The sequence below is a fragment of the Phormidesmis sp. 146-20 genome (genome assembly GCF_052939475.1).
In genome coordinates this window covers 26227-50559 of the sequence record NZ_JBJPHT010000047.1, presented here as the reverse complement: position 1 = coordinate 50559, position 24333 = coordinate 26227, and the positions used below count along the sequence as shown (strand labels likewise).

Below are 24333 nucleotides of genomic sequence, written 5' to 3'. Positions count from 1 at the left end.
GTACGTTAACTCCAGCTAAACCGCAAATTTTCGGATATTTGGTCAAAGAGAATCTGAATGAAAGCTGAGGAAGTTCTTGAAAAGTATGGGGCAGGGTCAAGGGCGTTTTCTACCCTCAATCTCCGAGAAGCCAACCTCAGTGGAGTCAACCTGAGTGGAGCGGATCTCAGTCGCGCCGACCTGAGTATTGTCAATTTTACGGGTGCAAATCTTAGCCAAACCAACCTCAGTCAAGCCAACCTCAGCGTCGCCAAACTCAACGGCACTAATCTCAGCAGAGCCAACCTCACAGGCGCAAATCTCAACGTAGCAAACCTGACGCTGGCCGACCTGACGGGAGCAAACCTGACAAGCGCCCAATTGATCAAAGCCGAACTGACACGAGCCGAATTGAGCGGAGCCACCCTCAAAGGAGCCAATCTCAGCAATGCAGACCTGAGAGACACCAAACTGCGATACGCCAACCTGAGTCACGCAAATTTGAGTCGGGCCGACTTGCGCCATGCCGTTTTAACCTCCGCCAATCTAGAGCAGGCAAATCTGACGAGCAGTGATCTCAGTGGCGCTGATCTGACGGGCGTAGACCTCACTCAGTCCGAACTTAGACAAACCAATCTGAGCCGAGCCAACCTTCAAGGCGCAAATTTATCAGGGGCAAATTTACGGTGGGCTGATTTGAGCGGGGCCGATTTGCGGTGGGCCGATTTAAGCGGGACAAAGCTCAGTGGCGCAAATTTGACGGGAGCCGATCTCAGTCATGCCATTTTGCTGGATGCAACCCTGGTACATGTGGACTTAACGCGGGCAAATTTGGCGGGGGCTGATTGGGCCGGGGCCGATTTGAGTGGTTCGATGATGACGGGGGTTAAGTTACACGCCGTTCCGCCTTATGGAGTCAAGACCGAGGGGGCGACTTGCCGCTGGATCGATCTGAGTTTGAATGGCGATCAGAGTCGGGTCTACCAATTTTTGACCGATGACTGTCGCGAATATTTTAATGAAACACCGCCGACGGTGCAGATTGTGGTGGACGATCGCCTCGACACCGATGCTCACTGTGGGTTGGCCGTTACGTATGAACAAATTGCTCGACAGTGTGGCGCTTTGACCCCTCCCCCTAGTCTGACAGTTCGCCGCCGTCGCACGACGCTAACCTTTGAGCTAGAGCGAGACGAACAACTCTTCATTGCTGCCTACGTTGCGATATTTCCGTTTGATGATGCCAAGTTTGTTCAGAAAAATATTTTGGAGTTGATGCAGCAAATCCCGACGCAAGAGATGCACAACGGTTTGGGTAACGGTTCGAGTAACGGGTCAAGCATTCTGCGGCAGTTTCAAAAACTCGTAACTCGCTTGAGTCAGCAAACCCAGCAGGTAGACAGCGTAAAACTTTTGCAATCGATCCCGATCGCCATCAAAAAAATCCCCTTCTTCCAATCTCCGACCAAAATTACCCTACTCAACTCCAACAATCAAGCCCTGACGATCTATCACAATCCCCAGTTTGGCAAGCACTCCATTCCCTCCTCCAAAACAGAGCCAAGTCTAAATCTGCCGCCCGTGAGAAAGTTTGAGTTACCCAGTGTCGAGCAAGCGATCGGCTTCATCAAAGGATTTCATCAATCCGGAAATCGAGATTGACGTGACTTCGATGGGGGTTCTACGCTTCGTTGTTTGGCGCTTCTGTCCCCAAGCTGCCAATTCTAGGGGACTTTAAGACCAAAGTTTTGAGCCGACGCAAAATTCCCCAATTCGCATGGGATTAGCTGACGGCGACGATCAAAATATAGTCAATCATCAGCGAACCGCCTGCGACCAGTGCTAGCAACAGTCCGAGATTGCCGCGGGCAACGATATAGGAACCGCCCCCCTGCGAGTAAGCGCGAATCGTCTGACGATAAGAAAGAATCACGATGCTCAATAAAGCAATGATTGCGATCGCAATGGGCAGTGACCGACCCAATACCGATGCGCCCGTGCCTGCTGCAACCAAAACAATTAGAGTCGAGCGGCATAAGCGACCGTTGAAAGCGCATCTGACGAAAGGGCTGCCCACGCTGCTGAGTTGCTTAACCGTTCTTCTGCATGGGCACTAGTAGGAAGCGCTTTGCCCAATAACAGTTGCTTGACTTGAGAAAAGCTCATGAGAAGAAGTCACCTGAAATGTAAAAGGTAGTGCGAACTGCATCTTGAGAAAGCTCAATGGCGCGATCGTGGCGCTCATAGATCGATCGAAAGACTTCTAAACATCTCTCCATTTTGGATCGGTATTCGCTACCCTGCGACGGATATGATCTGCACCACGAATTAGTACAGTAGATGAATGTTCTGAGTAAACTCTTTTATTTCAAGCGGGGTGAGGTGGATGAGTCTACGCGATCGCTTTAATCAATTTAGTGGTAAGACTCGCTTTGTGGTCTGCCGTCTATTCATTCACTTGGCGGGCAAAGAAGTCGCTCCGCTGTTGGGCGTTCTCAATCAAGCTGCGCGAGACGCAGTAGAGTCAGAAGGCGATATGCAAACCCTGGGCGAAGGACTGGTCGAACTCTGTCAAAGCCTATTGCAATATCAGACCTACTGGCAATCAGGAGCCAACGAAGGCGATGTATTTTGGAGCGAGGGAGAAGCAGGCGACTATGTAAATGAGTTGTTTACCGACTCTGCCCAGCGTTACATGAGTGCTCCAGAATTGACAAACGAGGCTGCGGATGATTTGGCGCTTCCGGTGACGCAGAACCTGGTCGTCATGATTACGATCGCCAGCGAAGGAGAAGTCCCCGATTTAGAAACCGACCTTGCCAGCATCAGCGCCCTGGGAACTGGACTCAAAGCCCTGATCAATCTGCACTATCAGGAGCGCCTCCGAGCGGTTCAGGTTCACTTTTCACCCGCCAGCCTTGGAGAAGAACTCACATCTGACCAGCTTTTAGAGTTTTTTCCAGAATTAATTCCCCTGTAACCGCCACACTTTCTGTTAAAGGTTGCTCTATTAAACTTTTGTTATCAGCCCATGAACTCACAACCCTTTATTAATCGGATTCGGTCTATGTCCCGACGTTTTTTAGTTCTCTCGATGTCTCTGGCTCTGTGTTGGACGACGATCGGCTGCGGCAGTCCTAGTCTCAGTGATCCCCAATCCAGTCCCCAAGCCAATCGTGCGACCGAGACGCGCAATGGAGAAACCAAACTTCCTAATGGTCAGTATCCGCTTCAGCAGGCAACCTACAATGACGCTGATGGCGAGTATACGGTTTTACTAAGAGACACGCCTCCTGGCACACCTTCCGCTTTTAGGACGACCAATTTGCCCCTAGCCCAACTGACCCCCGAAGAAATCAAAGCGGGACAAAAAGGCTACCTCAAGGTTGAGAATAATCAAGCCTCGCTGCACATTCCTGAAGACTTCAAAATTGAGTATGTCCACAATGTCACCGAGAATGTGACCAATCCTCAAACGGGTGAGCGTCAGACAGTCGTCGTGCGTCAAGAGCCAAGTTTTTGGACACCTTTTGCGGGAGCTTTGGCAGGTCAAGCGATCGGTAGCCTCCTGTTTCGGCCTCAATATTATGTGCCGCCCGTTTATCAACCCGGTATTCCCCTCAGTGGATTTGGCGGCTATGGAAGCAGCTACAACCAGGCAGTCAACCGCTATCAACAGCGCTATCAGGCTCCTCCGGCTGCTGTGAGAAACCGTCAAGCCTTTCGTTCTACTGGACGGATCAATTCTCCAGGCTACAGCAATCCTACAGTTCGTCGCCCTGCTGTGAGAAACGATCGCCCCACTGGATCGGGGTATGGCTCCAGCACTCTACGCCGCTCTAATGGCTCAACCCCCAGTCGAGTCAATCGCCCTAGCTCGTTTGGTAGCGGTCGATCGCGTGTGGGTGGTAGAAGACGGTAGGAGAGGGATGAGGGATGAGGGATGAGGGATGAAGAAGTTTGGTGCGGTCTTTGATCCCCGATCACCTTTTTCGTTAATCTACGTTACGAGCGTGAAGCTGATCTGCTTTGCTTGATAGAGACAACCTAGATGGCTTGCTGAATATAGAGAGAACGCCGATCGATTCCTAAAAACTGGGGAACGATTGGCGTTTTTAGTTGTCGATCGCGCCCAGCAAAGACCAAAACCCTGTTTAGCTCCTCCCTCCTCCCTCCTCCCTCATTCCTCCTCCCCGATTTTCTTGCAACATCGCTCCCCATTCAAGCGAAGATGGTAGACATCAGCCGACCTCTCAAAGAATTGTCTCTCTGTGGGAATGTCATCTGAGATAGAATTTGTAAGGTTTTTATAAACTGAGCCAATGGGATCAACGCAGGTAAGAATTGCAATTGATGCGATGGGCGGCGATCATGCCCCTACCGAAATTGTGGCTGGCGCACTCAGGGCACAAGCAGAACTGGGAGTCGAAGTCTTGTTGGTGGGCGATCCCCAGCAGGTTGAGGCAGCCTTAAAGCAACACACGCAGACTTCTACGATCGAGATTGTGCCGTCAGAAGGGACGATCGAAATGTCAGAAGAACCGCTCACCGCCCTGCGTCGCAAACCCAAAGCCTCGATTAATGTGGCAATGGATCTGGTCAAGAAAAAGCGGGCCGATGCGGTCGTCTCGGCAGGACATTCGGGCGCAGCGATGGCGGCGGCCTTGTTGCGGTTGGGCCGACTTTCGGGCATCGATCGTCCGGCGATCGGGGCCGTTCTCCCTACGCTAATCGCAGGTAAACCTGTGCTGATTCTGGATGTGGGCGCAAACGTAGACTGCCGACCCAAATTTCTTGAACAGTTTGCCCTGATGGGAACGATCTATTCTCAATACGTGTTGGGCAACACTGAACCCAAAGTCGGATTGCTAAACATCGGCGAAGAACCCAACAAGGGCAACGAACTGGCCCTACAAACCCATGAGATGTTGCAAGAAAACCCCCAAATCCCCTTTATCGGCAACGCAGAAGGGCGAGATGTGCTGTCGGGCAATTTTGATGTGATTGTCTGTGACGGCTTTGCGGGAAATGTGCTGCTCAAGTTTGCTGAAGCAGTGGGCGAAGTGGCCTTGCAAATTCTGCGTGAAGAGTTGCCCAGAGGTCTGCATGGGAAAGTGGGGGTCACCTTGCTGCGTCCCAATCTCAAGCGAATCAAGCAGCGCATGGATCACGCCGAACATGGGGGCGGTTTGCTTTTGGGCGTTGCGGGAATCTGCATTATCAGTCACGGCAGTTCTCAAGCGCCGACGATCTTTAATGCGGCCCGGTTAGCAAAAGACGCGATCGACAATCAGGTTCTCGATCGGATTCGCTCTAGCTATGAGCAGGCTGCTGTCAGCACTCAATCGGATAGCTAGAACGCAATTCGTCAGTTCCTCGTCACGATGGAGAAAAGATTTTGGAACAGTCAGGCGTAGGGATTGCAATTACCGGGAGTGGCTCGGCGACTCCTAGCGTGTCCCTTAGTAACGAGGCTTTGAGTCAGGTTGTAGAAACGTCGGATGAGTGGATCGCCTCTCGCACCGGAATTCGCCAACGCCGACTCGCAGAACCCGGATGTTCGCTGGTCAAGCTGGCAGTCGAGTCGGGAAGGGGCGCGATCGAGATGTCCGGCCTTTCCCCAATGGATCTGGATTTAATTATTCTCGCAACCTCGACGGCGGATGATTTGTTTGGCAGCGCGAGTCAGATTCAAGCCGAGTTGGGTGCGTCTAAAGCGGTGGCGTTTGATCTGACGGCCGCTTGTTCGGGGTTTGTGTTTGGCATGGTGACGGCGGCTCAGTTCATTCGCACGGGCGTTTATCAAAATGTGCTGCTGATTGGGGCAGATGTGCTGTCTCGCTGGGTCGATTGGTCAGATCGGCGGACTTGTGTGCTGTTTGGCGATGGAGCCGGGGCGGTGGTGATGCAGGCTAATTTGCACGATCGCCTGTTAGGGTTTGAGCTTCGCAGCGACGGTACTCAAAATAACTGCTTGAATCTGTCGTATCAGTCTCAGCCCAAAAACCTGACGGATGATGTCACCATCAATCAAGGGACGTTTCACCCAATTACGATGAACGGGCAGGAAGTCTATCGGTTTGCGGTCAAAAAAGTGCCCGAAGTGATTGAGAAGGCCCTATTTCGAGCCAGTCTTGAGGTTGAAGAAGTCGATTGGTTGCTGTTGCATCAGGCTAATCAGCGCATTTTAGATGCAGTTGCCGATCGCCTCAAAATTCCTTCGAGCAAAGTGATCAGCAATCTTGCAGAATACGGCAACACGTCGGCGGCCTCAATTCCTCTGGCGCTAGATGAAGCGGTTCGACAAGGCAAAATTAAGGAAGGGCAGACGATCGTCACTTCTGGCTTTGGCGCAGGTCTAACCTGGGGAGCGGCTGTCTTTCAGTGGGGTAGATAGGGGAGTGAGGAATGAGGGATGAAATAAAAGTTATGCCGATCGCTGAGTGGGCTGGTGATTTGGCTCCTCTTGTGTCGTCTTCTGTGCCAAGCTGAGAAATGCTCTGATGACTGGTGAGGAATCATGCTGCCGCCAAGTCAGATAGAGTCCAGTATCCGGGATCTGCTCTTGTAGGGGTCTGTAAATGACTCCGCTTCGGTGGAAGTTTTGCATCGAGGCAGGAACGATCGCAATGCCCACTCCTGCTGCAACCAAGCCAACGATCGTCTGCATCTGAACTGCCTCTTGCGCCACTTTCGGACGAAATCCAGCTTGTTGACAACTGTGAATAATCTGCTCGTAAAAGAGGGGTCCCATTTTGGCAGGAAATAGAATAAAGAATTCATCTGCCAATGAGGAGAGAGACACTTGAGTTTGGGCAGAGAGCGGATGCTTTTCTGGCAACGCCAGGACTAATGATTCTAGCAAAAGGCACTCCGCACTCAAACCTGGTTCGCTGATGGCAGAACGAACAATGCCGACATCAATCTGTTTGTCATACAGGGCTTGAATTTGTTGAGCAGTCGTCAGTTCATGCAATCGCAGTTCTACCGCCGGAAACTGTTCTCGAAAGACCCTTAAAATCTCTGGTAGTACTGTATACATTGCAGAGTCAACAAAGCCGATCGCTAACCGTCCAACCTCACCCCTCCCGATCTGCTGGGTTGCTTCGATCGCTTGTTCAAGTTGCCCTAACACCAGATAAGAGCGCTCTAAAAACACTTTGCCTGCTTCAGTCAACAGCACTTGCCGCTTCGTTCGTTCAAACAGTTTGATTCCGAGTTCCTCTTCCAAATCCCGAATCTGCTGACTGAGCGGGGGTTGGGAAATATGCAACCGTTCTGCGGCTCGACTAAAGTGAAGTTCCTCTGCGACCGCGATGAAATAGTGCAAATGCCGGAGTTCGACCATACTTATATGTTTAAGCTATTAGTCCTAGCCTTATATATATTGGACAGTTCCATTTCTGTCTCCTATCGTCAGAAGTATGAAGCGTATCTCATCACTCTTGAATTGGAGAAAGCAAATGAACTCAGATAAAAATCGTCCCACTTCTAAAGTTTGGTTAATTACAGGTTGCTCAACTGGATTCGGACGTGCCCTAGCAGAAGCCGTGTTAGAAAAGGGCGATTACTTGCTGGCTACGGCTCGTGAACCAAAGCAGCTTCGTGCTTTGATTGACCAGTATCCAAACACTGCGAAGGCTGTGCGGCTTGATATCACCCTATCTCAGGAGCGACAAGCTGCCGTTGATGAAGCGATCAAAACTTTTGGTCGAATTGATGTACTCGTTAACAATGCTGGCTACGGGTTGATTGGCGCACTTGAAGAAGTCAGTGATAGCGATATTCGTCAGGCGTTTGAAACCAACTTCTTTGGAGCAGTTCATCTCACCCAAACGGTGTTGCCGCTAATGCGTCAGCAAGGTAGAGGACACATTGTAAATATGTCATCAACGGCAGGATTAGTCGGGTTTGGTGGAAGTAGCATCTACTGTGCGACTAAATTTGCCGTAGAAGGGATGTCTGAAGCCTTGGCAAAAGAACTCGAATCTTTTGGCATTAAAGTCACCTTAATTGAACCTGGAGCCTTTCGGACAAACTTTAACGGGCGATCGCTCTCCACCGTCGAACAATTTATGGATGCCTATGAGTCTGTGAGCAGTGCTTCATTGCAGTGGTTCAAAGACATGGATGGTCAGCAACCTGGCGATCCCGCGAAAGCGGCGCAAGCGATCATTCAAGCCGTGGAAAGCCCCAATCCACCCTTGCGATTGGCATTAGGTACAGATGCGATGAGCTTGATTCAGGACAAACTGGCATCGGTCAAAACGGGTTTAAAGGATTGGCAGCAAGTCACTGTGAGTACGAACCACACAGATAGCCCTGCTGAGGCGATCGCTCGGTAGCTAACTTTAGAGCGAGTTCAACTGTTTGGAGGCGATCGCTGATGAAGCAAACCAAATACGCCAAGTAGAGGGTTATCCATCATGCACATCAAGACATTCCTGCTTGTGACTACTCTAGTGATGGTATTCGCTCTCATGAGCGCCACTGTCAGCCTTTCACAATCTTCCAAAGGGGTCGAAGCGACAGCCGATGTTATCCACCAACTGCGGATCTACGAGATCTTCGACGGTAATAAAAAAGCATTCCACGAACGGTTTCGCGATCATGCGATGCGGATTATGGCGCGATACGGCTTCAAGATTGTGGCGACCTGGGAATCTCGGAACAACAACCGCACGGAGTTGTTCTACCTGCTTGAGTGGTCTGACCGGGAAACGATGAAGGAACGGTGGGCAAAGTTCATGGCTGATCAAGAGTGGGCGGGGATCAAGAAAGCGACGGTTGAGGCGCAGGGCTTGCTTGTCGGTGACATTGAGGATCGGACATTAGAGTTGACGGATTACTCACCAAGCAGACGGCTGGCGAACTAAAGTTCAGAATTTAAGTCAGGAGAAAGTTCAGTTTCAGCGACAACTCAACTGCTCCGCACAAAGCTGAAGTCAACCAGTGTACGGAGAGTTGATCGTGAAAAACGGCATAACAGCCCGGTTGGAGCGGACAGTTGAGAGTCTTTTTGTCTAACGTTCTGATTGATCTGCTGCCGCTCAATCGGAACGTTAGGCTGCTTCAAGCATTGGCAGTGACAGTTCTCTAAACGTTGTCTATTGGGATTCAGAATTAATTACTTTGAGGTCGTCGGTAGAATGGATTTATCACAACTGAAGTGGTTAAAGAATGTGGACGGCTGATTTTAGAGAGAGGCTTTGAGATGGAATGCCCATGCTGCAAAGCTCAGATGCGTCGAGGCACCGCTCCTTTTAGCGTCGATCGAAAGGGCTATCATGTTTCGTGGGATGCAATTCCTGCTTGGGTTTGCGATCAATGTGGCGAGTCGCTGTTTGAAACGCATGAAGTCGATGTGATTCAAGAGGCGCTTTCATTTCTAGATCGCGAAACGTTGGCGCTGGCTGGTTATTCGTCACGTCAGCAGCCCAACAACAATCCTGCTGCACCAAGACGGGTATACAGCAGTTTTCAAGTAGGTGTAATACAGTAGTAGGCAGTGTCAATAGAAAAAATGCAGCCTTATTCCACTAGCTTTCGAGAAAAAGTTGTGCAAGCCTATCAAGCCGGGAACACCTCAGTTCGGAAGGTAGCGGCTCGGTTTGATGTCAGCAAAGCCTTTGTGCAAAAGATGCTAAAACAACAGGAAGTAGCCGGACATCTCAACCCAGGCAAACAGGGCGGAGGCATGAAGGGTGAGCTAGCGGGTCGTGAGGCTCAGTTAGTTGAGATGGTCGAGCAGCACCCCGATGCAACGCTGGTTGAATACTGTGAATATTGGGGAGAAACCTATCAGCAATGGGTCAGTGCCAGTACGATGTGCCGAGCGCTGCAAAAGGCAGAGTTGACGCGAAAAAAAAGACTTTACGCAGCACGCAAGCCGCGAGTGAGCGAGTCCAAAAGCGACGAAGCGAGTATTGGGAACAGGTGAGCCAAGTTGCCCCTGAGAATCTGGTGTTTCTTGATGAGATGGGGGTTTTGCTAGGGTTGACGCGAACCCATGCGCGCAGCCGTCAGGGCACAAGAGTTTATGACCTCAAGCCGTTTTACCGAGGGGCAAAAGTCACGGTAATCGGTGCAATTTCACTGAAGCGCGTGTTAGCGGTCATGACCTTAAACGATTCAATGGACGGCAAAGCGTTTGAAGTCTTTATCCAACAGTGTTTAGTTCCTCAGCTTTGGTCAGGGGCGGTGGTGGTCATGGACAATCTACCCGCTCATCAGATCGCGTCGATCAAGCCGCTGATTGAGTCAGCCGGAGCAAGAACCCTGAATTTGTCGCCCTACTCCCCAGAGTTTAATCCCATCGAACTTTGGTGGTCACAACTCAAGGCGTTCTTACGACAGTTCTCTCCCACTACGACCAAAATGGTGGATACGCTGATTGCAACGGCTCTGCATTTGGTTAATCCTGAGCATTTACGCAACTGGTTTGCAGACTGTTGTTACTGTACTCCATAAACCTGAAATGTGCTGTAAGTTTGTCAGTAGAGTACAAATTTTTTGCGTTCGGTGAGGGGAAGCGTTAGGAACCTCCTTCATGTTTTGATAAGTACAAAGGACTTTGAATAGGCTGTAAAATTTAGGGCGTTGAACGGCCTTCAAGATTCAAACTTAAAGTTTTTAGTGACGAACGACGAATGACTAAAATAGCGTGGGTGTTTCCGGGGCAAGGGTCGCAAGCGATCGACATGGGCGTTGATTTGCTTGAGATTCCAGAGGCGAAAGCTAAATTTGAACGGGCGGATCAGATCCTTGGCTGGTCGGTGGCTGAGGTGTGTCAGAGCGCAGACGATAAGGTGTCTCACACGCTGTATACGCAGCCTTGCCTGTATGTCGTAGAGAGCATTTTGGCGGACTTGCTCAAGGCAAAAGGGCATCAGCCTGATTTCGTCGCAGGTCACAGTTTGGGAGAATACACCGCCCTGTATGTGGCGGATGTGTTTAGCTTTGAAGACGGTCTGAAACTGATCCAGCGTCGCGCCGAGTTGATGGACAGCGCTTCGGATGGCATGATGGCGGCATTGTTGGGGTTCGATCGCGCTCAACTCGAAACCGTCATTGATCAAACTGCTGATGTAGTGTTAGCAAACGACAATAACGCCGGGCAGGTCGTGATTTCAGGCACACCCGTCGCGGTAGAATTTGTTCTCACTCAGGTCAAATCCAAGCGGGCCGTCAAGCTAAATGTCAGTGGGGCGTTTCATTCGCCGTTGATGGCAGAGGCGGCGACGCAGTTCAAATTAGTGTTGGATGCGGTTGAGTTTCGATCGGCTCAGGTGCCTATTCTCTCCAATGTCGATCCATTGCCCAGTACCGATGCGGTCGTTCTCAAAGATCGCCTCAATCGACAGATGACAGGAGCAGTGCGCTGGCGAGAAATCTCGTTGCAGTTGCCTTTAGAAGGAGTCGATCGCGTGGTCGAAGTTGGGCCGGGTAAAGTTCTCACGGGCATTATCAAACGCACTTGCCCCAATCTGGTGTTAGAAAATGTCAGCACTGTGGCCGAATTCCCTCAATAATGGGAGCGGTGGTTGCTAAAAACTATGCCAAACGATCGTGAGCCTTTCATCAGCCTTTTTCTATACCACTTGTTCAAATGGTCGGTGGTGAGTCCTGCACTGCATCTCTACTTTCGAGGGCGGATTCATGGAGCCGAGCAGGTGCCCAAACGAGGACGGCTGTTGGTCGTGAGCAATCATGCCAGCGATTTTGATCCGATGTTGCTGTCTTGCTGTGTGGGTCGCCCCGTTGCCTACATGGCCAAAGAAGAACTGTTTCGGGTTCCGTTTCTCAAGCAGGCGATTACAGTTTATGGAGCGTATCCGGTCAAGCGGGGGGCGGGCGATCGTTCGGCCATGAAAGCGGCCATTGCCTCGATCGAGTCCGGTTGGGCAACGGGCGTTTTTTTGGATGGCACGCGCACGGCTGATGGTCGCATTCAAGACCCCAAACTGGGTGCCGCCTGGATTGCCGCCAAAACTCAATCGCCGCTGTTGCCTGTGAGCCTCTGGGGAACTGAGCAAATCTTTCAAAAAGGCTCTGCCGTTCCGCGTCCTGTCCCCCTTACGGTGCGGATTGGTGAATTGATTTTGCCGCCAGAGTCGAGCGATCGCGCCCAGCTCGAAGCCGTCACCCAGCGCTGTGCAGCAGCGATCAATGCGTTACATGATTTAGGACGATAAACAGGAAACTTTGAGCATGTCAGACTTGAAAGCAGAACTCACAGACTCGATCGATCAAGCCGAGTGGGAATGGCTGATTCCGCATTCTGAGCGGGACGCAGTGATTATTGTGGCTGCGGGATTAGCACTGGTGGATGTGGGGGTGGCGATCGTCAATGACAATACAAGCTCTGTCCAACACTGGATTGCAGAAGGGCTGTTATATAAACCTTCTCCCCAACAAAAAGCCGACTGGAATCTCAATCAAACCAAACGATTTACAGCGCTAATTGTTCAACCCTATGTACTGATCCAGGAAGATACATCTCTAATTAATGAGTAGAAAGTGTAGACGATTTTTTCAGCAGTTATCAGAGGTTGAGCAATCTAATTTATTAGTGGGTTACCATCATTGTCCTACCCTAATTAACGTGAATTCGATGGAGTTTTTTCGCTTCGTTATTGAGCGCTTCGCCCCCTAAATCCCCCATTCTGAGGGACTTTGAATCAGCATAATTTCTTTGAACTCTGGAATTTTTTCTTGGTCAAAGTCCCCCAATTTGGGGGATTTAGGGGGCTGAAGCCGATTCAAACGAAGCGAGTCCCTCTCATCGAACTGACGTTAATTAAATAGAAATGGTTTGACAGAAAGAACTATGCGGTCTAACTCAGTTTTGTTAGCTTTGAGAAGATCATGCCCACACACCTTGTTTTCCTCACTAGAACAATCCTTTGCCAGAGCTTCTCCAATTCCTTCAAAACTCTTTTTAATATCGCTCCTTAATTTCTCTGGTTCAGACAACACTCCAAGAACAAATACTCTACTCTCTACATTTTCTGGAATCTGTTCCTTTACATAATTCAATCGGTTTTCATCTTCATCAAAATCAATCAGCAAAGCAATCATTCTATCTGGATACTGTTGCAGTGTAAAAGCATACTGATGAATAAACCTTTCTACTACATCTTTCCATCCTCTAGCCTCTGGTAAAACTTGAAGAGGCTTGGGTCAAGCAAAAAACCGATCGCAACCTGACGATTTGCATCATCTTCTGGCAACACAAGAAGGTGCGGCTGATACTTGTCGATACTCATAATGCCATATCACCCAAGATCAAAGTGTCTATTAGATCGCCTTTGACGGGTATGTCACTCAGCACTCTAACTAAACGTGAATTCGATGAAATCCTTCGCTGCCGTTACAAATCCGGGCAGCCCCCTAAATCCCCCACGAGTGAGGGACTTTGAACGAAGACTATGATCTAAAAGTCCCCCAGATTGGGGGGTTGGGGGGCAGAAGCGCTGAAGACCGAAGCGAAAAACTCCCATCGAATTCACGTTAACTAAAGTAGGTTCTAGATGACTTTTGCGATCGAGTACAAAGGCGTTTTCATTTGAAAACTTGCGGATAGCCTCCTCATCATGCGAAGTTGCTAAAATTTGACCTCTATTCTCAAACGATCGCCGCAATGATGTTACAAAGTGTCCGACTTCTGACAAAGAGAGATAGCTATCAGGTTCGTCCCAGAAGCAGAAAAGTGGGCCTTAGTATTTGTTAGCTGCTAAGACAACAGCACAAAGAAAGAAGCGTTTTTCTCCATCAGACAGATCTTGGAAGTCAATGTTTAAATACGTGTTGTTTAAACCGGACAATCATGCTCTTGAAGTCTTTGCCGATCAATTGATTTTGAATATCGTCGATGTCCGGCATTATCTCTCGAAGGTATTTGTCAGCCTCTCTATAGGCAGCAGGATAGCGGCTGAGTAATCCAGAAAACCAGTTCCCAAAGTTTGAACCGTCTCGCCTTCTCCAAAGTTTCGCCATTAGAGTCTCCGGTGATCAGTCCTAGAATCGGGGACAAAATGATCAGACGTGCCAGCCAATTCTTGAAAATATGAAGTGGGTCGCTCTCTGATTGCTCTTGAATCAATGGCAGGGCGATCAGATGCCAGTTTGTTTACCCCATCTCCCTTTCACTGCTCACACCATTGAAGATCACTCTAAAGTCAAATCAATTTGTTGACGAATCAAGTCAGCCGATCGCTCTGCACTATCCACCACCGCAAGAGAGGCAGCTTGTTGGGCCATCTTTTGCAAATCGCTGGAATTTAATAGCGTCAGCACTTCTTTTTCTAAACTGTCTGGGGTCAAATCGGATTGGCGAAACATCTTAGCCGCGCCTGCTTTGACAAAGACCTCTGCATTAAAGGCCTGGTGATCTTCGGCTGCAAACGGGTAAGGAATCAGAATCGAAGGCGTGTGAGTGACGGCTAACTCTGTGAGGGTTCCTGCGCCCGATCGACTGATCGCCAAATCTGCTCGTCGAAACAGTCCCGCCATATTGTTGTAAAACGGCAAAGCTAGATAGTGCGGATGCTGAAGCGCTTTGGCATTGGGGTCATTGTCTCCCGTCAGATGCACCACCCACGCCCCAGACTCAAACCAGCCAGACGACGCTTCTCGAACCATCTGATTGAGCGCCACGGCTCCTTGACTGCCCCCTACAACCACAATTAGGGGAACGTCTTGAGGAATCGGCAACTCTTCTAAAGCAGCCATCTCAGACCGGAACTGCGATCGCACCGGAGTCCCTACGCAAACCGTTTTGGCACGAGGCAAATGAGCCGCCGCCGCCTCAAATCCGATCGCCACCACGCTACACCACGGCGCAAACCAGCGAGTCACCTTTCCGGGCAGGGCGTTGGACTCGTGCAAAATGACGGGCAGGTTGAGCGATCGCGCCGCCAAAATCGCTGGAGCCGCGATATATCCTCCCGTCGTAAATACGCCATCAAAATTGCCCTGTTGGAGAATCTGTCTCACCTGACAAATCGAAGCAATCAGGCGCAACAGAACCTTAAACGTCCCCAGTCCCAACTTTTGCTGAAACCCGGCGACCGAAATTGTATGCAGCGGATAGCGATCGCCCACAAGCTGAGTTTCTAAGCGATCGGGGGTGCCCAACCATTCGATCTGATAATCGGGAAGCTGCTCGGCGGTGGCGATCGCAGGAAAGACGTGCCCTCCTGTTCCGCTGGCGGCAATTAACAAACGAGGCGACTTGTCGGTAGACTGCACAGTGTTTTCTGACGGCAGATCTGAGGGGGTTTGCACAAACAAATGTAAGCGTTAAAGCAATTTTACAGCTATTTGAGAACTCCATCTTGAGAACTCCATCTGTTGTACTAGAAACCGTGGGGCTTGCATTCAAGATTAGCGGAGGGTCGGAAGGCGATCGCTTCCTTAGATGGTGGACGTTTGAAACGTAGAAGCTGCTTTGCTTCGCTGCTGTCGCGCCCCCAGGGAGTGAAGACAACAAACGACACTTTTCCAAACATTCTCTTAAGTTCTCTAAAAAGAAATCTAGTTTTGATGAAGACACTGTTTGGTAAGTATAAGCACCATTGTTTGAAGTGTGAATTATGACTTAGCTTCTAAGTGATCCAGTTATCCATAAGGAACGTCTAATGCTCTCATTGACCTTGCGCCGTGCCCTCACTGCCACTTCGTTCGCCATTCCTGCCCTCTTGATCGGGATGCAAAGTGCCCAAGCCGAAGACCTTCAGTTCACACTGCACAACCGGAGTTCTAGCCCCATCACTCAGTTTTACGTCGAGTCAACCGAACTCAAGACTTGGGGAGACAACATTCTGACCGAGACGATCAACCCTGGCGAGTCGGCAACCGTGACGATCGCAGATGGTAAAAGCACCTGTATGTATGGCATTCGTGGCACGTTTGCAGATGGCGACGTGGTAGAAGAAGAAGACCTCAACCTCTGTGAACTGGGTTCCTACACGTACAACGACAAAAAGTAAACCGCTCGATCGCTCACCATCAATGACTAAAGTTTGCCCTGCCTCGGTGGGGCTTTTGTTTTGGCGAGGAACCCGGACAACTGGCACACATTTTTGTAAATTGAGGAGTATATTATGTGAATCCGACTGACCTTCTCCCTACTTTTTGAGCAAGTCTTTATGCGCTATGTTTCTTTGCGGTCTGCTTCACCAGTCATCTCTTTGAGATCGCTCTTCACCCCGTCTCGTCCTGCTGTAAAGCGCTGGGGATTGTTGCTTTTGACGCTAGGGCTGGTCGTCGGTGGAGAATTATTGAGCGAACGAGCGATCGCTGCCCCACCCGAAACGGCCCCTCCTCAACTCAAAGAAGCGCTGACAAAAATTGACGCAGCCGCCAACAGCAAAAATGTACAGAATGTTCTCCAGTTCTATAGCCCCAGTTTCACCCACACGGACGGGCTGACGCGCCAAACCCTAGAACAGGCCCTCACCCAGCTTTGGAAGCAGTATCCCAACATTAACTACCGGACGGAGCTAAAATCCTGGCAAACCGATGGGCGAGGCATTCAGGCAGAAACGGTGACCTATATTACGGGCACTCAAACGGTGAATGGACAGCCCTCGAAGTTGAGTTCGATGTTGCAGTCTCGGCAGCGCTTTGAAGGGCAAAAAATTATTCAACAAGAAGTGGTGTCTGAGCGCAGTCAGATTACGTCGGGTGAAAATCCTCCAGATGTAAAAATCAATGTGCCGACTCAGGTGCGTGTGGGTCAAGAATTTAGCTTTGATGCGATCGTCGAAGAACCGTTAGGCAGCGATCTCCTATTAGGCAGTGTTTTAGAAGAACCTGTGAAGCCGAGCGGTTATTTGAACCCAACCACGGTCGATTTAGAATTGCTCACGTCGGGCGGCATTTTCAAAATTGGTCGCGCCCCCAATACGCCCAACAATCATTGGATTTCTACGGTGCTGGTGCGACATGGCGGCATGACGATGGTGACACAGCGTTTGCGAGTGGTGGCTAATTCAGGGGTACCAGCAAAGTAAGGACGGCTTTAGCGAAACAGCCGAGCATCTTGACGGAGTAGGCCATGCCGAGACATCACATCGGCAACTTTGTCTGTGTCTCGCAGAATGCAGGAGTTGATCCAACGGTAAAACGAGTGACCCGACAAAGTTTCACGGGCGCGGACAGTTCCCAGCAGGGTCGAGAGTGCATCAAGCTCTAACCAGTTGACGGCAAAATGCAGATAGGTAGAGTACTCGTCTACGCCGACTTCATCGCTCCTGGATGGATCAGGGGCATCTGGCCAACCCGATCGAAACTCATCGATCGCAGCCTCCACCTCATCGAGATCACAGGCACATAAAAACCAGTGCATCTGTTCATGCAAAAACACAGAGAGAAAGCGGTCTGGATCTCTAGCGTGCAGACTACCCAGCGATAAAATTGGATGGCTTGCCCCGCCGCGCCCCAAGGTCGAATCAAGACGAATCTGGTGCGTAAAGAGAAACGGTTCCATGTCAAATCGAGTGGTGAAGTCTTGCAGAACAGTTGCAGCAAACTGGACTTCGAGATCATCCTGGACACATTCGATTTCTAGCATTTTGCAGTCCTAGTATTCTAACGGTGCGGTTGGTCGCGATCGACTCATGCTTTCAGCCTAAAGAGTCTGATGCACGTTTGGTTAAGCTGGAAGCATGAGCAGAAAACCTCATTTAATTTTCGCTTTCAGACTCCTCTTGAGGTGGTGTTGAGCGATTCTTCCATCGTCCCGCTTTGCGAACGGACTCCATTAGCAAGTACTCAATTTGAGCATTGACACTGCGAAGATCATCCGCAGACCACTTTTCCAAGGCATCATAGAGCTTGGGATCGATCCGCAACAAAAATCGCTTCTTTTGACTCATGCGTATAAGGTTCCAGTGTTCACCACTGGTTGGGTATTTTGGTCAGACGTTAAGACAACCAGCAAATTATTGACCATCGATGCTTTGCGCTCTTCGTCTAACTCAACGATCCCTTCTGCGCTCAGTCGTTTGAGGGCTTCATCGACCATTCCGACCGCCCCTTCAACAATTTGGCGACGAGCATCAATGATCGCTTGGGCTTGCTGACGACGCAGCATCACTTGAGCCACTTCGGGGGCGTAGGCAAGATGTGAGAGTCGCGCTTCGATCACCTCAACGCCAGCGATCGTCAATCGAGCTTGTAGTTCTTCCCGCAGGGTTTGCAGAATCTCATCGGGCACGCCTCGCAAAGAAGAGGTTCCCGTCGGTGCATCGTAAGGATAACGCACGGCCAACGTCCGAATGGCGGTTTCGCTCTGGGTTGCAACGAATTCTTCGTAGTCGTTCACGGTGAAGCGCGATTTTGCTGAGTCTTGCACTTGCCAGACGACGACTGCTCCAATTTCGATCGGGCTGCCTTGTGCTTCGTTGACTTTCAAGATTTTGCTGTCGAAGTTGCGAATCCGCAGGGAGACTTTACGCTTGCCTGCAAAAGGATTGGCCCACCAAAATCCTGCTTCTCGAACGCTACCGATATAGCTGCCAAAGAGAGTCAAGACAACGGCTTCGTTTGGCTCAATGGTGAAGAATCCTGAGATTGAAGGCACTACAACGACGAACAAAGTTGCAATAATCCAAGCCAAAAGTTCGGGGTCAAGCAGGTCATCCAGATTATCTAGCCGACCTCCAAAGTGCTGTACTAATCCCCAAATTCGCCAAGTGATCAGGGCTGTGATTGCTCCGAGTGTCCCTAATGCTAGAAATCCATTGAGCTTGAATGCTGAAGATTCTGCGATCGGCTTCATGAGAAGTCTCCTTGAGTCTGGTCGATACTAAAGTGATATCACTCTGAAATCAGAATGGCAAGAGCAAGCCGAATATTTCGCAAAAAGGTGAATTGATGCAAGATTTTCGCTCCGTTGTTCACGGCTTCTGCCCCCCAAGCTGCCAATTTTGGGGAACTTTAAGAAAAGAACTCTGGTTCAAAGTCCCTCACTCGTGGGAGATTTGGGGGGCGTTCCTGGAGGGGGCGTTCCTGGAGCTGCAAGCGATGCTAAATTCGTTTAACTTCTGGTAACTTTATTTGCTGTAAACTATCAATTTTTTGTTAACGCTCACATGCTGTTTTCTATTAAATTTTTAGTTCAGTAGTTTCTTTAATGTGAGCTTGAATGATCTAAATCTGAATAATTTTTTGATCTGAGTGCCTTGTGATCTTTGTTGTTCTTATTCTGTCGCTTTCAGTCTGCGGGATCAAATTAGCGAAAGTGAGGAATTCCGCCCGCTACCCGACAAGTCGCTCAAGCTACAATAAGCAAACAACTGTCTCAACAGTCCTAGCGGAGAGGCTTTCCATGCAATCACCCACTCTATTGATCTCAAAAGAACTGCCCAGCTTGAAATACACTTATACGCCCGATCGCTTTGACGAAACCTGGGAAGCACCCCTCTCAATTCTTCTCGGACTCGGACGGGCCGCAGGGGCTGACTTTATTGAGTTTTTTCTAGAACGAGTTAACTACATTAGCTGCATGGCCGAAGATGATGCCATTACCAGCATTTCGCCTCGACTCTCGACGGGGGCAGGGGTGCGGGTGTTTCGCGGTAAAGCCGACTGCTATGTTAGCACCAATGATCTGTCATTCAATGGTCTCAAAGCTGCCTTAGAGAAAGGCTTGTCCATCATGGGCTTGCAGCTTCCTACGCCCAACGCCTTTATCCCCGAAATCAATCTCGAACTGCTCCGAGACTACGCCGTCAAAAAGGGCAAAGAAGCCTGGTTAGCCAACTGTAGCTCGATGCGAGAAATGAGCGATGTGCTACTGGCAGCCAATGGTGAACTGGCGACCAAAGCTCAACATGTGCAGTCTCGTCGGGCCGTCTACTTCCGCGATTGGCAAGAAGTGTTGGTGGCTTCCAGTGACGGCACGTTTGCACGAGACATTCGCCTGACGCAATCGGTCGGTTACAGTCTGCTCTGCGCCGATGGCACTAATCGATCGTCGATCAACAAGCGAGTCGGCAGCACCAGCGATCCTGCATTCTTGAGAACCTGGGCACATAGCAAAGATGCTGAAGAAGTGGCAGAGTCCGCTTCTAAAATGCTGTATGCCGATTATGTTGAGTCGGGCACTTATCCGATCGTCATGGCTAACGAGTTCGGCGGTGTTATCTTCCACGAAGCCTGCGGTCACTTGCTCGAAACGACGCAAATCGAGCGCAAAACTACGCCCTTCATCGACAAAAAAGGCGAAAAGATTGCCCACGAAAACCTGACCGCCTGGGATGAAGGACTGACCGGAGACGCATTCGGCACGATCGACATGGACGACGAAGGAATGCCCGCCCAGCGCACTCTATTGATCGAAAATGGAATTCTCAAGAACTTTATTGCCGATCGTGCAGGTTCCACTCGTACCGGACATCCTCGAACCGGAAGTGGTCGTCGTCAAGGCTACACCTACGCAGCAGCGAGTCGGATGAGAAACACCTACATTGCACCGGGCGAGTATTCTCTGGATGACTTGTTTGGTTCCATTGAAAAGGGCATCTATTGCAAAAAGATGGGTGGCGGCAGCGTCGGGCCGACCGGACAATTCAACTTTGCGGTAGACGAAGCTTATTTAATCGAAAACGGCAAACTCACCAAACCGCTCAAAGGTGCCACGCTGATTGGCGAAGCCGTTGACATCATGAACAAAATTTCCATGTGTTCCAATGATTTGGGATTGGCGGCTGGCTTCTGCGGTTCCGTAAGTGGCAGCGTCTACGTCACCGTCGGACAGCCTCACATCAAAGTTGACTCAATCACCGTCGGCGGACGCTAGGCAGCAAATCAATCAAAGCGGTTACCGCTAGACTTAGCAGCCCATCCGTTTTGATCCTACTGTGTATCCATGAGTTGATTTGACTCGTCATTGCCAAGATGCTTCGCCCCCTAAATCCCCCATTCTGGGGGACTTTGAGAAAGAAAGGCTTCTAGAATTCAACGCAATTTCTCAGTTTAAAGTCCCCTACTTGTGGGGGATTTGGGGGGCAGAAGCAGACCGAAACGAAGCGATTAACGATTTGCGTGTACACAGCCGCTCAGTTATCTTCTCCGCATCATCTCTACACTTTCTAATTTCCCATGCCAAATATTACAGAAATTGCTGCTTACGCTCAGGATAGCGCTCAAAAATTGGGCATTCAGAAGTACGACGTGTATGGCGCGTCGATCGATGAAACCAGCGCTCAAGTCGATCAAGGCGAACCTCAACAGGTCAAAGCCTCCAATCGTTCTAGTGTCACCGTCCGCGTTTGGAATGATGACAATAGCGTTGGAGTCACTTCGACCACCGATGTCGATCCCGCAGGCTTAGAACTGGCGCTCAAAACGGCCCACGAAGCAAGTTTCTTTGGCGTTCGTGACAATGTGCCCGACTTTAGCCCCGAATCGACCGCACCCACGGCTACTCATACCGAAGAGAAATCTCCCCAGGCACCCGTCTCGACGCTGCTCGAAAAGCTGATCGTCGCCGAAAAAGAACTGATGTTGGCTCACCCTGCGATTAAGTCAGTACCTTATAACGGATTGGCTCAACGGGATATCGAGCGCTTCTATCTCAACAGTGCTGGAGCCGTTCGCAATGAATCGCATTCGGTTGCCTCGCTCTATCTCTACACCAAAACCGAAGAAGAAGGGCGCAAACCTCGCAGTGCAGGGGCCTTTCGCGTCAGCTACGGGTTAGACAAACTCGATATTGATGGTTGCCTCAAAGAAGCCGCCGAAAAAACCATCAGCCACCTTAACTACGAGAAGGTGAAAACGGGCAAGTATCGCGTCGTCTTTTCACCAGAAGCCATTCTCGGTCTGATTGGTGCATTCTCCAACCTATTTAATGCCCAGAGCATTTTGGATAAACAGAGCCTTTCTACACCCGAATCTTTAGGCACTGCGATCGCTTCTCCGCTGCTGTGTCTCTGCGACGATGCGCTGCATCCTGAAAATGTGGGGGCTGAAACCTTTGACGGTGAAGGCACTCCGACTCGCCGCATTCCGCTGATCACCAATGGCGTATTGTCCAATTTTCTGCACAGCGCCGGAACCGCCAAACGCATGAATGCCCAGCCGACGGGACACGCTAACATGGGCGCAAAGGTGACAGTTAGCCCTCACTTTTATCACATTTTCCCTGGCGAACCTGCCACCCAGAAATACAGTCTAGACACTGCCGATAATGTGATTTTGATTGATGACTTGAGCGCGCTCCATGCGGGAGTTCAATCGCTGCAAGGCTCATTCTCGCTGCCGTTTGACGGCTGGCTAATTCAAAACGGCAAACGTATCAGCATCGAATCTGCCACCGTTGCAGGCGACATTCGCGAAGTGTTGAATTCAATCATCTATGTTGAGAAGGATTTAGAATTCACGGGGTCAGGCGTTGCGCCAAGAGTCTGGGTTGATAGTTTGTCGATTACGGGTGAATAAAGTCAGACTGTAAGCAAGGATCTCTGAGTTCTTTAAGGGCTTGGAGATCCGAATATTGGTAGTTTTGATGTCTCGCTGACGGAGCAAGCAATGACCAAATTACCCTCTCAACAGAAGTTGCTGCCACCTTTGGAGAATGGCGATCGCTTAACCCGCTATGAATTTGAGCGACGCTACAATGCCATGCCTCACCTCAAAAAAGCTGAACTGATTGAAGGAGTGGTCTACATGGCGGCAGCTTTGCGGTTTAGAAGTCACGGTCAACCCCACGGAAACATCATGGGTTGGTTGTGGATGTATAAAGTAGCCACACCGGGGATAGAGTTGGGCGATAACCCAACTGTGCGTCTGGATTTAGACAACGAACCTCAACCCGATGCAGTCTTGCTGATTGAGGAGCAGTTTGGTGGACAGGCACGGTTGAGTGAGGATGATTATGTTGAGGGCGCACCAGAATTGGTCGCAGAGATTGCAGCGAGTAGTGCGGCGATCGACCTGGGAGATAAGAAACGTGCCTATCGTCGCAATGGCATTAAAGAATATATTGTCTGGCAGATATTTGAACAAAAGTTCAACTGGTTTTACCTGCAAGAAGGAGAGTATGTGCCGCTGCCCGTTGAAGAGGATGGCGTGATTCGGAGTCTTGTATTTCCGGGTCTGTGGCTGGCCGTAGAAGATTTGTTAGCAGGAAACATGGTACAAGTGCTGGCCGTATTGCAAGCAGGATTGGCTTCAGCGGAGCATACCGCATTTGTACAGCAACTCTCGAAGCTAATATAACGTCAGTTCGATGAACGCTTCGCTTTTAGATCCAGGAACGCCCCCTAAATCCCCCACGAGTGAGGGACTTTGAACTAGAATTCCTCTCTGAAAGTCCGCCAAAATTGGCAGCTTGGGGGCAGAAGCCGTGAACAACGAAGCGGAAAAACTCTCATCGAATTCACGTTAATATAGTTCTTTGTTACATCAGTGCCGATCGCAGTCTTTCTAAGACTGAATTGTAGTCTCTGCTTATTCAATTAAACCGATCGGCGGTGTAATTTCAATTCGCTTTTGCTCTAAATCGACAATAGGAACGATCGCCATCACAAATGGAATCAGCACCGTTTTCTCATTCTCAAGTTTGACTTCTAATAAGTCATGTCCTGCTGTCAGAATGTCTACAACGGTTCCAACTAATGTTTGGGTAGGTTGATCAAACACCTGCAAACCAATTAGATCTGCAACGTGAAATTCATCGGCTTCAAGCTTGGGTCGATCGTTAGCCATGACCAACAATTTGCTGCCCTGAAGGTTTTCGGCTTGAGTGCGATCGTTGACCCCTTCTAGCTGCACCACATACAACCCTTTGCCGTCTAAATATCGCCCTTTGATCAGTTGAATTTCTTGTGGCTCCGTTGTTCCGGGTCGCAAAATCCATCGTTTTCCAGGTTTCTCAAATCGCTCTGGAAAATCTGAGTTAGGATACACGCGCACCTCACCCTTCATGCCTTGGGCCGTAATGATTTTGCCGATTTCGAGAAAGGGAGTTTGTGGAGAAGACGCGACGGATTGCTGCATTTTAACGAAGTTTTGAATTCATTCTCTTGATTTGACTATCCACACAATACAGTGTTTGACTCAAGCTACAGGAAAGTTTGATCTAACCAGGTGTCTAAATCAGCTTCGCTAGAAAAGTCTAGTAAGGCCTCAGCTAACTGGGTCACTCTAAAAGAGGGTAGCTGCCGAATCTGTTCTTGTCTTTGGGCATTGACTTCACCAATCTGTCGGGTCAAAAGACGCATTGTCAGCACCAATCTTTCTTCCTGACGCGCAGTTTCTTTGACTTCCTCTTTAACTTCTTCGCGGACTTCCTCTTTAACTTCTTCGCGGACTTCCTCTTTAACTTCTTCGCGGACTTCC

General features: G+C 49.9%; 30 protein-coding genes. 18 read left to right on the top strand and 12 right to left on the bottom strand.

The window, feature by feature from the left end; translation table 11 throughout:
* Positions 1 to 57 precede the first annotated feature (57 nt).
* Positions 58 to 1641: a pentapeptide repeat-containing protein gene (locus ACKFKH_RS26445; RefSeq protein WP_446861336.1), complete on the top strand. Its 1584-nt coding sequence runs from the start codon at positions 58 to 60 to the stop codon at positions 1639 to 1641.
* A gap of 121 nt (positions 1642 to 1762) precedes the next feature.
* Here ACKFKH_RS26445 and ACKFKH_RS26440 read toward each other — a convergent pair whose 3' ends face one another.
* On the bottom strand, positions 1763 to 1993 hold the full coding sequence (locus ACKFKH_RS26440; RefSeq protein ID WP_446861335.1) for a hypothetical protein: 231 nt from the start codon (positions 1991 to 1993) through the stop codon (positions 1763 to 1765).
* 5 nt (positions 1994 to 1998) lie between these two features.
* Positions 1999 to 2145 carry a hypothetical protein gene (locus ACKFKH_RS26435; RefSeq protein WP_446861334.1) on the bottom strand — a complete coding sequence of 49 codons (147 nt, stop codon included), beginning with the start codon at positions 2143 to 2145 and terminating at the stop codon, positions 1999 to 2001.
* A 220-nt stretch (positions 2146 to 2365) separates the two neighbouring features.
* Here ACKFKH_RS26435 and ACKFKH_RS26430 point away from each other — a divergent pair, with 220 nt between their 5' ends.
* From ACKFKH_RS26430 to ACKFKH_RS26415, 4 genes are all read left to right on the top strand, one after another.
* Complete coding sequence (locus ACKFKH_RS26430) at positions 2366 to 2959, top strand: DUF1517 domain-containing protein (RefSeq protein WP_446861333.1); 594 nt, start codon at positions 2366 to 2368, stop codon at positions 2957 to 2959.
* Positions 2960 to 3046: 87 nt separating this feature from the next.
* Entirely contained in the window at positions 3047 to 3901 is an 855-nt protein-coding gene (locus ACKFKH_RS26425) for a hypothetical protein (RefSeq protein WP_446861332.1), read from the top strand.
* Positions 3902 to 4301: 400 nt separating this feature from the next.
* Positions 4302 to 5336, top strand: coding sequence for a phosphate acyltransferase PlsX (gene plsX / locus ACKFKH_RS26420; protein ID WP_446861331.1), 1035 nt, complete (start codon positions 4302 to 4304; stop codon positions 5334 to 5336).
* A gap of 41 nt (positions 5337 to 5377) precedes the next feature.
* Positions 5378 to 6376: a beta-ketoacyl-ACP synthase III gene (locus ACKFKH_RS26415; RefSeq protein WP_446861330.1), complete on the top strand. Its 999-nt coding sequence runs from the start codon at positions 5378 to 5380 to the stop codon at positions 6374 to 6376.
* Between the two features lie 30 nt (positions 6377 to 6406).
* On the opposite strand, the gene ACKFKH_RS26410 is transcribed toward ACKFKH_RS26415, so the two are convergent.
* Positions 6407 to 7327: a LysR substrate-binding domain-containing protein gene (locus ACKFKH_RS26410; protein ID WP_446861329.1), complete on the bottom strand. Its 921-nt coding sequence runs from the start codon at positions 7325 to 7327 to the stop codon at positions 6407 to 6409.
* 115 nt (positions 7328 to 7442) lie between these two features.
* Here ACKFKH_RS26410 and ACKFKH_RS26405 point away from each other — a divergent pair, with 115 nt between their 5' ends.
* The 8 genes from ACKFKH_RS26405 (at position 7443) to ACKFKH_RS26370 (ending at position 12495) form a co-directional block, all read left to right on the top strand.
* Positions 7443 to 8324 (top strand): oxidoreductase, encoded by an 882-nt coding sequence (locus tag ACKFKH_RS26405; protein WP_446861328.1) that lies wholly within the window; start codon positions 7443 to 7445, stop codon positions 8322 to 8324.
* A gap of 81 nt (positions 8325 to 8405) precedes the next feature.
* Entirely contained in the window at positions 8406 to 8855 is a 450-nt protein-coding gene (locus ACKFKH_RS26400) for an NIPSNAP family protein (RefSeq protein ID WP_446861327.1), read from the top strand.
* A gap of 293 nt (positions 8856 to 9148) precedes the next feature.
* Positions 9149 to 9481, top strand: coding sequence for a YgiT-type zinc finger protein (locus ACKFKH_RS26395; RefSeq protein WP_446861326.1), 333 nt, complete (start codon positions 9149 to 9151; stop codon positions 9479 to 9481).
* A 21-nt stretch (positions 9482 to 9502) separates the two neighbouring features.
* Complete coding sequence (locus ACKFKH_RS26390) at positions 9503 to 9919, top strand: helix-turn-helix domain-containing protein (protein ID WP_446861325.1); 417 nt, start codon at positions 9503 to 9505, stop codon at positions 9917 to 9919.
* Positions 9808 to 10449 carry an IS630 family transposase gene (locus ACKFKH_RS26385; protein ID WP_446861344.1) on the top strand — a complete coding sequence of 214 codons (642 nt, stop codon included), beginning with the start codon at positions 9808 to 9810 and terminating at the stop codon, positions 10447 to 10449. Before ACKFKH_RS26390 ends, ACKFKH_RS26385 begins: the two co-directional genes overlap by 112 nt.
* Positions 10450 to 10628: 179 nt before the next feature.
* Positions 10629 to 11510 (top strand): ACP S-malonyltransferase, encoded by an 882-nt coding sequence (gene fabD / locus ACKFKH_RS26380; RefSeq protein WP_446861324.1) that lies wholly within the window; start codon positions 10629 to 10631, stop codon positions 11508 to 11510.
* 24 nt (positions 11511 to 11534) lie between these two features.
* A complete protein-coding gene (locus ACKFKH_RS26375) occupies positions 11535 to 12173 on the top strand; it encodes a lysophospholipid acyltransferase family protein (protein WP_446861323.1) in 639 nt (212 codons plus the stop codon).
* 16 nt (positions 12174 to 12189) lie between these two features.
* On the top strand, positions 12190 to 12495 hold the full coding sequence (locus ACKFKH_RS26370) for a DUF2288 domain-containing protein (protein WP_446861322.1): 306 nt from the start codon (positions 12190 to 12192) through the stop codon (positions 12493 to 12495).
* 279 nt (positions 12496 to 12774) lie between these two features.
* Here ACKFKH_RS26370 and ACKFKH_RS26365 read toward each other — a convergent pair whose 3' ends face one another.
* The 4 genes from ACKFKH_RS26365 to murG form a co-directional block, all read right to left on the bottom strand.
* A complete protein-coding gene (locus tag ACKFKH_RS26365) occupies positions 12775 to 13059 on the bottom strand; it encodes a hypothetical protein (RefSeq protein ID WP_446861321.1) in 285 nt (94 codons plus the stop codon).
* A gap of 53 nt (positions 13060 to 13112) precedes the next feature.
* The gene (locus tag ACKFKH_RS26360) at positions 13113 to 13247 is read right to left on the bottom strand and encodes a hypothetical protein (protein ID WP_446861320.1); all 135 of its coding nucleotides are present in this window, start codon (positions 13245 to 13247) and stop codon (positions 13113 to 13115) included.
* 523 nt (positions 13248 to 13770) lie between these two features.
* The gene (locus ACKFKH_RS26355) at positions 13771 to 13977 is read right to left on the bottom strand and encodes a hypothetical protein (protein ID WP_446861319.1); all 207 of its coding nucleotides are present in this window, start codon (positions 13975 to 13977) and stop codon (positions 13771 to 13773) included.
* Positions 13978 to 14148: 171 nt separating this feature from the next.
* Positions 14149 to 15267 (bottom strand): undecaprenyldiphospho-muramoylpentapeptide beta-N-acetylglucosaminyltransferase, encoded by a 1119-nt coding sequence (murG, locus tag ACKFKH_RS26350; protein WP_446861318.1) that lies wholly within the window; start codon positions 15265 to 15267, stop codon positions 14149 to 14151.
* Between the two features lie 353 nt (positions 15268 to 15620).
* Between murG and ACKFKH_RS26345 the strand changes: the two genes are divergently transcribed.
* Together ACKFKH_RS26345 and ACKFKH_RS26340 are read left to right on the top strand one after the other, a co-directional pair.
* Positions 15621 to 15971: a hypothetical protein gene (locus ACKFKH_RS26345; RefSeq protein WP_446861317.1), complete on the top strand. Its 351-nt coding sequence runs from the start codon at positions 15621 to 15623 to the stop codon at positions 15969 to 15971.
* Between the two features lie 159 nt (positions 15972 to 16130).
* Positions 16131 to 16997, top strand: coding sequence for a nuclear transport factor 2 family protein (locus tag ACKFKH_RS26340; protein WP_446861316.1), 867 nt, complete (start codon positions 16131 to 16133; stop codon positions 16995 to 16997).
* An 8-nt stretch (positions 16998 to 17005) separates the two neighbouring features.
* Here ACKFKH_RS26340 and ACKFKH_RS26335 read toward each other — a convergent pair whose 3' ends face one another.
* From ACKFKH_RS26335 to ACKFKH_RS26325, 3 genes are all read right to left on the bottom strand, one after another.
* Positions 17006 to 17557: a hypothetical protein gene (locus tag ACKFKH_RS26335; protein WP_446861315.1), complete on the bottom strand. Its 552-nt coding sequence runs from the start codon at positions 17555 to 17557 to the stop codon at positions 17006 to 17008.
* 112 nt (positions 17558 to 17669) lie between these two features.
* Positions 17670 to 17861, bottom strand: coding sequence for a hypothetical protein (locus ACKFKH_RS26330; RefSeq protein WP_446861314.1), 192 nt, complete (start codon positions 17859 to 17861; stop codon positions 17670 to 17672).
* Positions 17858 to 18766, bottom strand: a complete 909-nt coding sequence (locus ACKFKH_RS26325) for an SPFH domain-containing protein (RefSeq protein ID WP_446861313.1) — start codon at positions 18764 to 18766, stop codon at positions 17858 to 17860. The genes ACKFKH_RS26330 and ACKFKH_RS26325 overlap by 4 nt, the downstream gene beginning before the upstream one ends.
* Before the next feature lie 549 nt (positions 18767 to 19315).
* Here ACKFKH_RS26325 and ACKFKH_RS26320 point away from each other — a divergent pair.
* The 3 genes from ACKFKH_RS26320 to ACKFKH_RS26310 all read left to right on the top strand — a co-directional run bounded on the left by ACKFKH_RS26320 (position 19316) and on the right by ACKFKH_RS26310 (position 23211).
* Positions 19316 to 20788 (top strand): TldD/PmbA family protein, encoded by a 1473-nt coding sequence (locus ACKFKH_RS26320; protein ID WP_446861312.1) that lies wholly within the window; start codon positions 19316 to 19318, stop codon positions 20786 to 20788.
* A 302-nt stretch (positions 20789 to 21090) separates the two neighbouring features.
* Positions 21091 to 22431: a TldD/PmbA family protein gene (locus tag ACKFKH_RS26315; protein ID WP_446861311.1), complete on the top strand. Its 1341-nt coding sequence runs from the start codon at positions 21091 to 21093 to the stop codon at positions 22429 to 22431.
* A gap of 90 nt (positions 22432 to 22521) precedes the next feature.
* On the top strand, positions 22522 to 23211 hold the full coding sequence (locus ACKFKH_RS26310; protein WP_446861310.1) for a Uma2 family endonuclease: 690 nt from the start codon (positions 22522 to 22524) through the stop codon (positions 23209 to 23211).
* 231 nt (positions 23212 to 23442) lie between these two features.
* On the opposite strand, the gene rimM is transcribed toward ACKFKH_RS26310, so the two are convergent.
* Both rimM and ACKFKH_RS26300 read right to left on the bottom strand, forming a co-directional pair.
* On the bottom strand, positions 23443 to 23991 hold the full coding sequence (rimM, locus tag ACKFKH_RS26305; protein ID WP_446861309.1) for a ribosome maturation factor RimM: 549 nt from the start codon (positions 23989 to 23991) through the stop codon (positions 23443 to 23445).
* A 65-nt stretch (positions 23992 to 24056) separates the two neighbouring features.
* On the bottom strand, positions 24057 to 24333 hold a 277-nt coding region (locus ACKFKH_RS26300; RefSeq protein WP_446861308.1), incomplete at its 5' end, for a DUF4351 domain-containing protein.

Coding starts and splice junctions, on each gene's coding strand:
- ACKFKH_RS26320 (WP_446861312.1), top strand. CDS start 19,316: ATGCAATCACCCACTCTATTGATCTCAAAAGAACTGCCCAGCTTGAAA.
- ACKFKH_RS26445 (WP_446861336.1), top strand. CDS start 58: ATGAAAGCTGAGGAAGTTCTTGAAAAGTATGGGGCAGGGTCAAGGGCG.
- plsX (WP_446861331.1), top strand. CDS start 4,302: ATGGGATCAACGCAGGTAAGAATTGCAATTGATGCGATGGGCGGCGAT.
- ACKFKH_RS26430 (WP_446861333.1), top strand. CDS start 2,366: ATGAGTCTACGCGATCGCTTTAATCAATTTAGTGGTAAGACTCGCTTT.
- ACKFKH_RS26310 (WP_446861310.1), top strand. CDS start 22,522: ATGACCAAATTACCCTCTCAACAGAAGTTGCTGCCACCTTTGGAGAAT.
- ACKFKH_RS26405 (WP_446861328.1), top strand. CDS start 7,443: ATGAACTCAGATAAAAATCGTCCCACTTCTAAAGTTTGGTTAATTACA.
- ACKFKH_RS26355 (WP_446861319.1), bottom strand. CDS start 13,977: ATGGCGAAACTTTGGAGAAGGCGAGACGGTTCAAACTTTGGGAACTGG.
- ACKFKH_RS26390 (WP_446861325.1), top strand. CDS start 9,503: ATGCAGCCTTATTCCACTAGCTTTCGAGAAAAAGTTGTGCAAGCCTAT.
- fabD (WP_446861324.1), top strand. CDS start 10,629: ATGACTAAAATAGCGTGGGTGTTTCCGGGGCAAGGGTCGCAAGCGATC.
- ACKFKH_RS26340 (WP_446861316.1), top strand. CDS start 16,131: ATGCGCTATGTTTCTTTGCGGTCTGCTTCACCAGTCATCTCTTTGAGA.
- ACKFKH_RS26360 (WP_446861320.1), bottom strand. CDS start 13,247: ATGAGTATCGACAAGTATCAGCCGCACCTTCTTGTGTTGCCAGAAGAT.
- rimM (WP_446861309.1), bottom strand. CDS start 23,991: ATGCAGCAATCCGTCGCGTCTTCTCCACAAACTCCCTTTCTCGAAATC.
- ACKFKH_RS26335 (WP_446861315.1), bottom strand. CDS start 17,557: ATGCTAGAAATCGAATGTGTCCAGGATGATCTCGAAGTCCAGTTTGCT.
- ACKFKH_RS26375 (WP_446861323.1), top strand. CDS start 11,535: ATGCCAAACGATCGTGAGCCTTTCATCAGCCTTTTTCTATACCACTTG.
- ACKFKH_RS26410 (WP_446861329.1), bottom strand. CDS start 7,327: ATGGTCGAACTCCGGCATTTGCACTATTTCATCGCGGTCGCAGAGGAA.
- ACKFKH_RS26435 (WP_446861334.1), bottom strand. CDS start 2,145: ATGAGCTTTTCTCAAGTCAAGCAACTGTTATTGGGCAAAGCGCTTCCT.
- ACKFKH_RS26325 (WP_446861313.1), bottom strand. CDS start 18,766: ATGAAGCCGATCGCAGAATCTTCAGCATTCAAGCTCAATGGATTTCTA.
- ACKFKH_RS26330 (WP_446861314.1), bottom strand. CDS start 17,861: ATGAGTCAAAAGAAGCGATTTTTGTTGCGGATCGATCCCAAGCTCTAT.
- ACKFKH_RS26370 (WP_446861322.1), top strand. CDS start 12,190: ATGTCAGACTTGAAAGCAGAACTCACAGACTCGATCGATCAAGCCGAG.
- ACKFKH_RS26365 (WP_446861321.1), bottom strand. CDS start 13,059: ATGATTGCTTTGCTGATTGATTTTGATGAAGATGAAAACCGATTGAAT.
- ACKFKH_RS26400 (WP_446861327.1), top strand. CDS start 8,406: ATGCACATCAAGACATTCCTGCTTGTGACTACTCTAGTGATGGTATTC.
- ACKFKH_RS26315 (WP_446861311.1), top strand. CDS start 21,091: ATGCCAAATATTACAGAAATTGCTGCTTACGCTCAGGATAGCGCTCAA.
- ACKFKH_RS26345 (WP_446861317.1), top strand. CDS start 15,621: ATGCTCTCATTGACCTTGCGCCGTGCCCTCACTGCCACTTCGTTCGCC.
- ACKFKH_RS26425 (WP_446861332.1), top strand. CDS start 3,047: ATGTCCCGACGTTTTTTAGTTCTCTCGATGTCTCTGGCTCTGTGTTGG.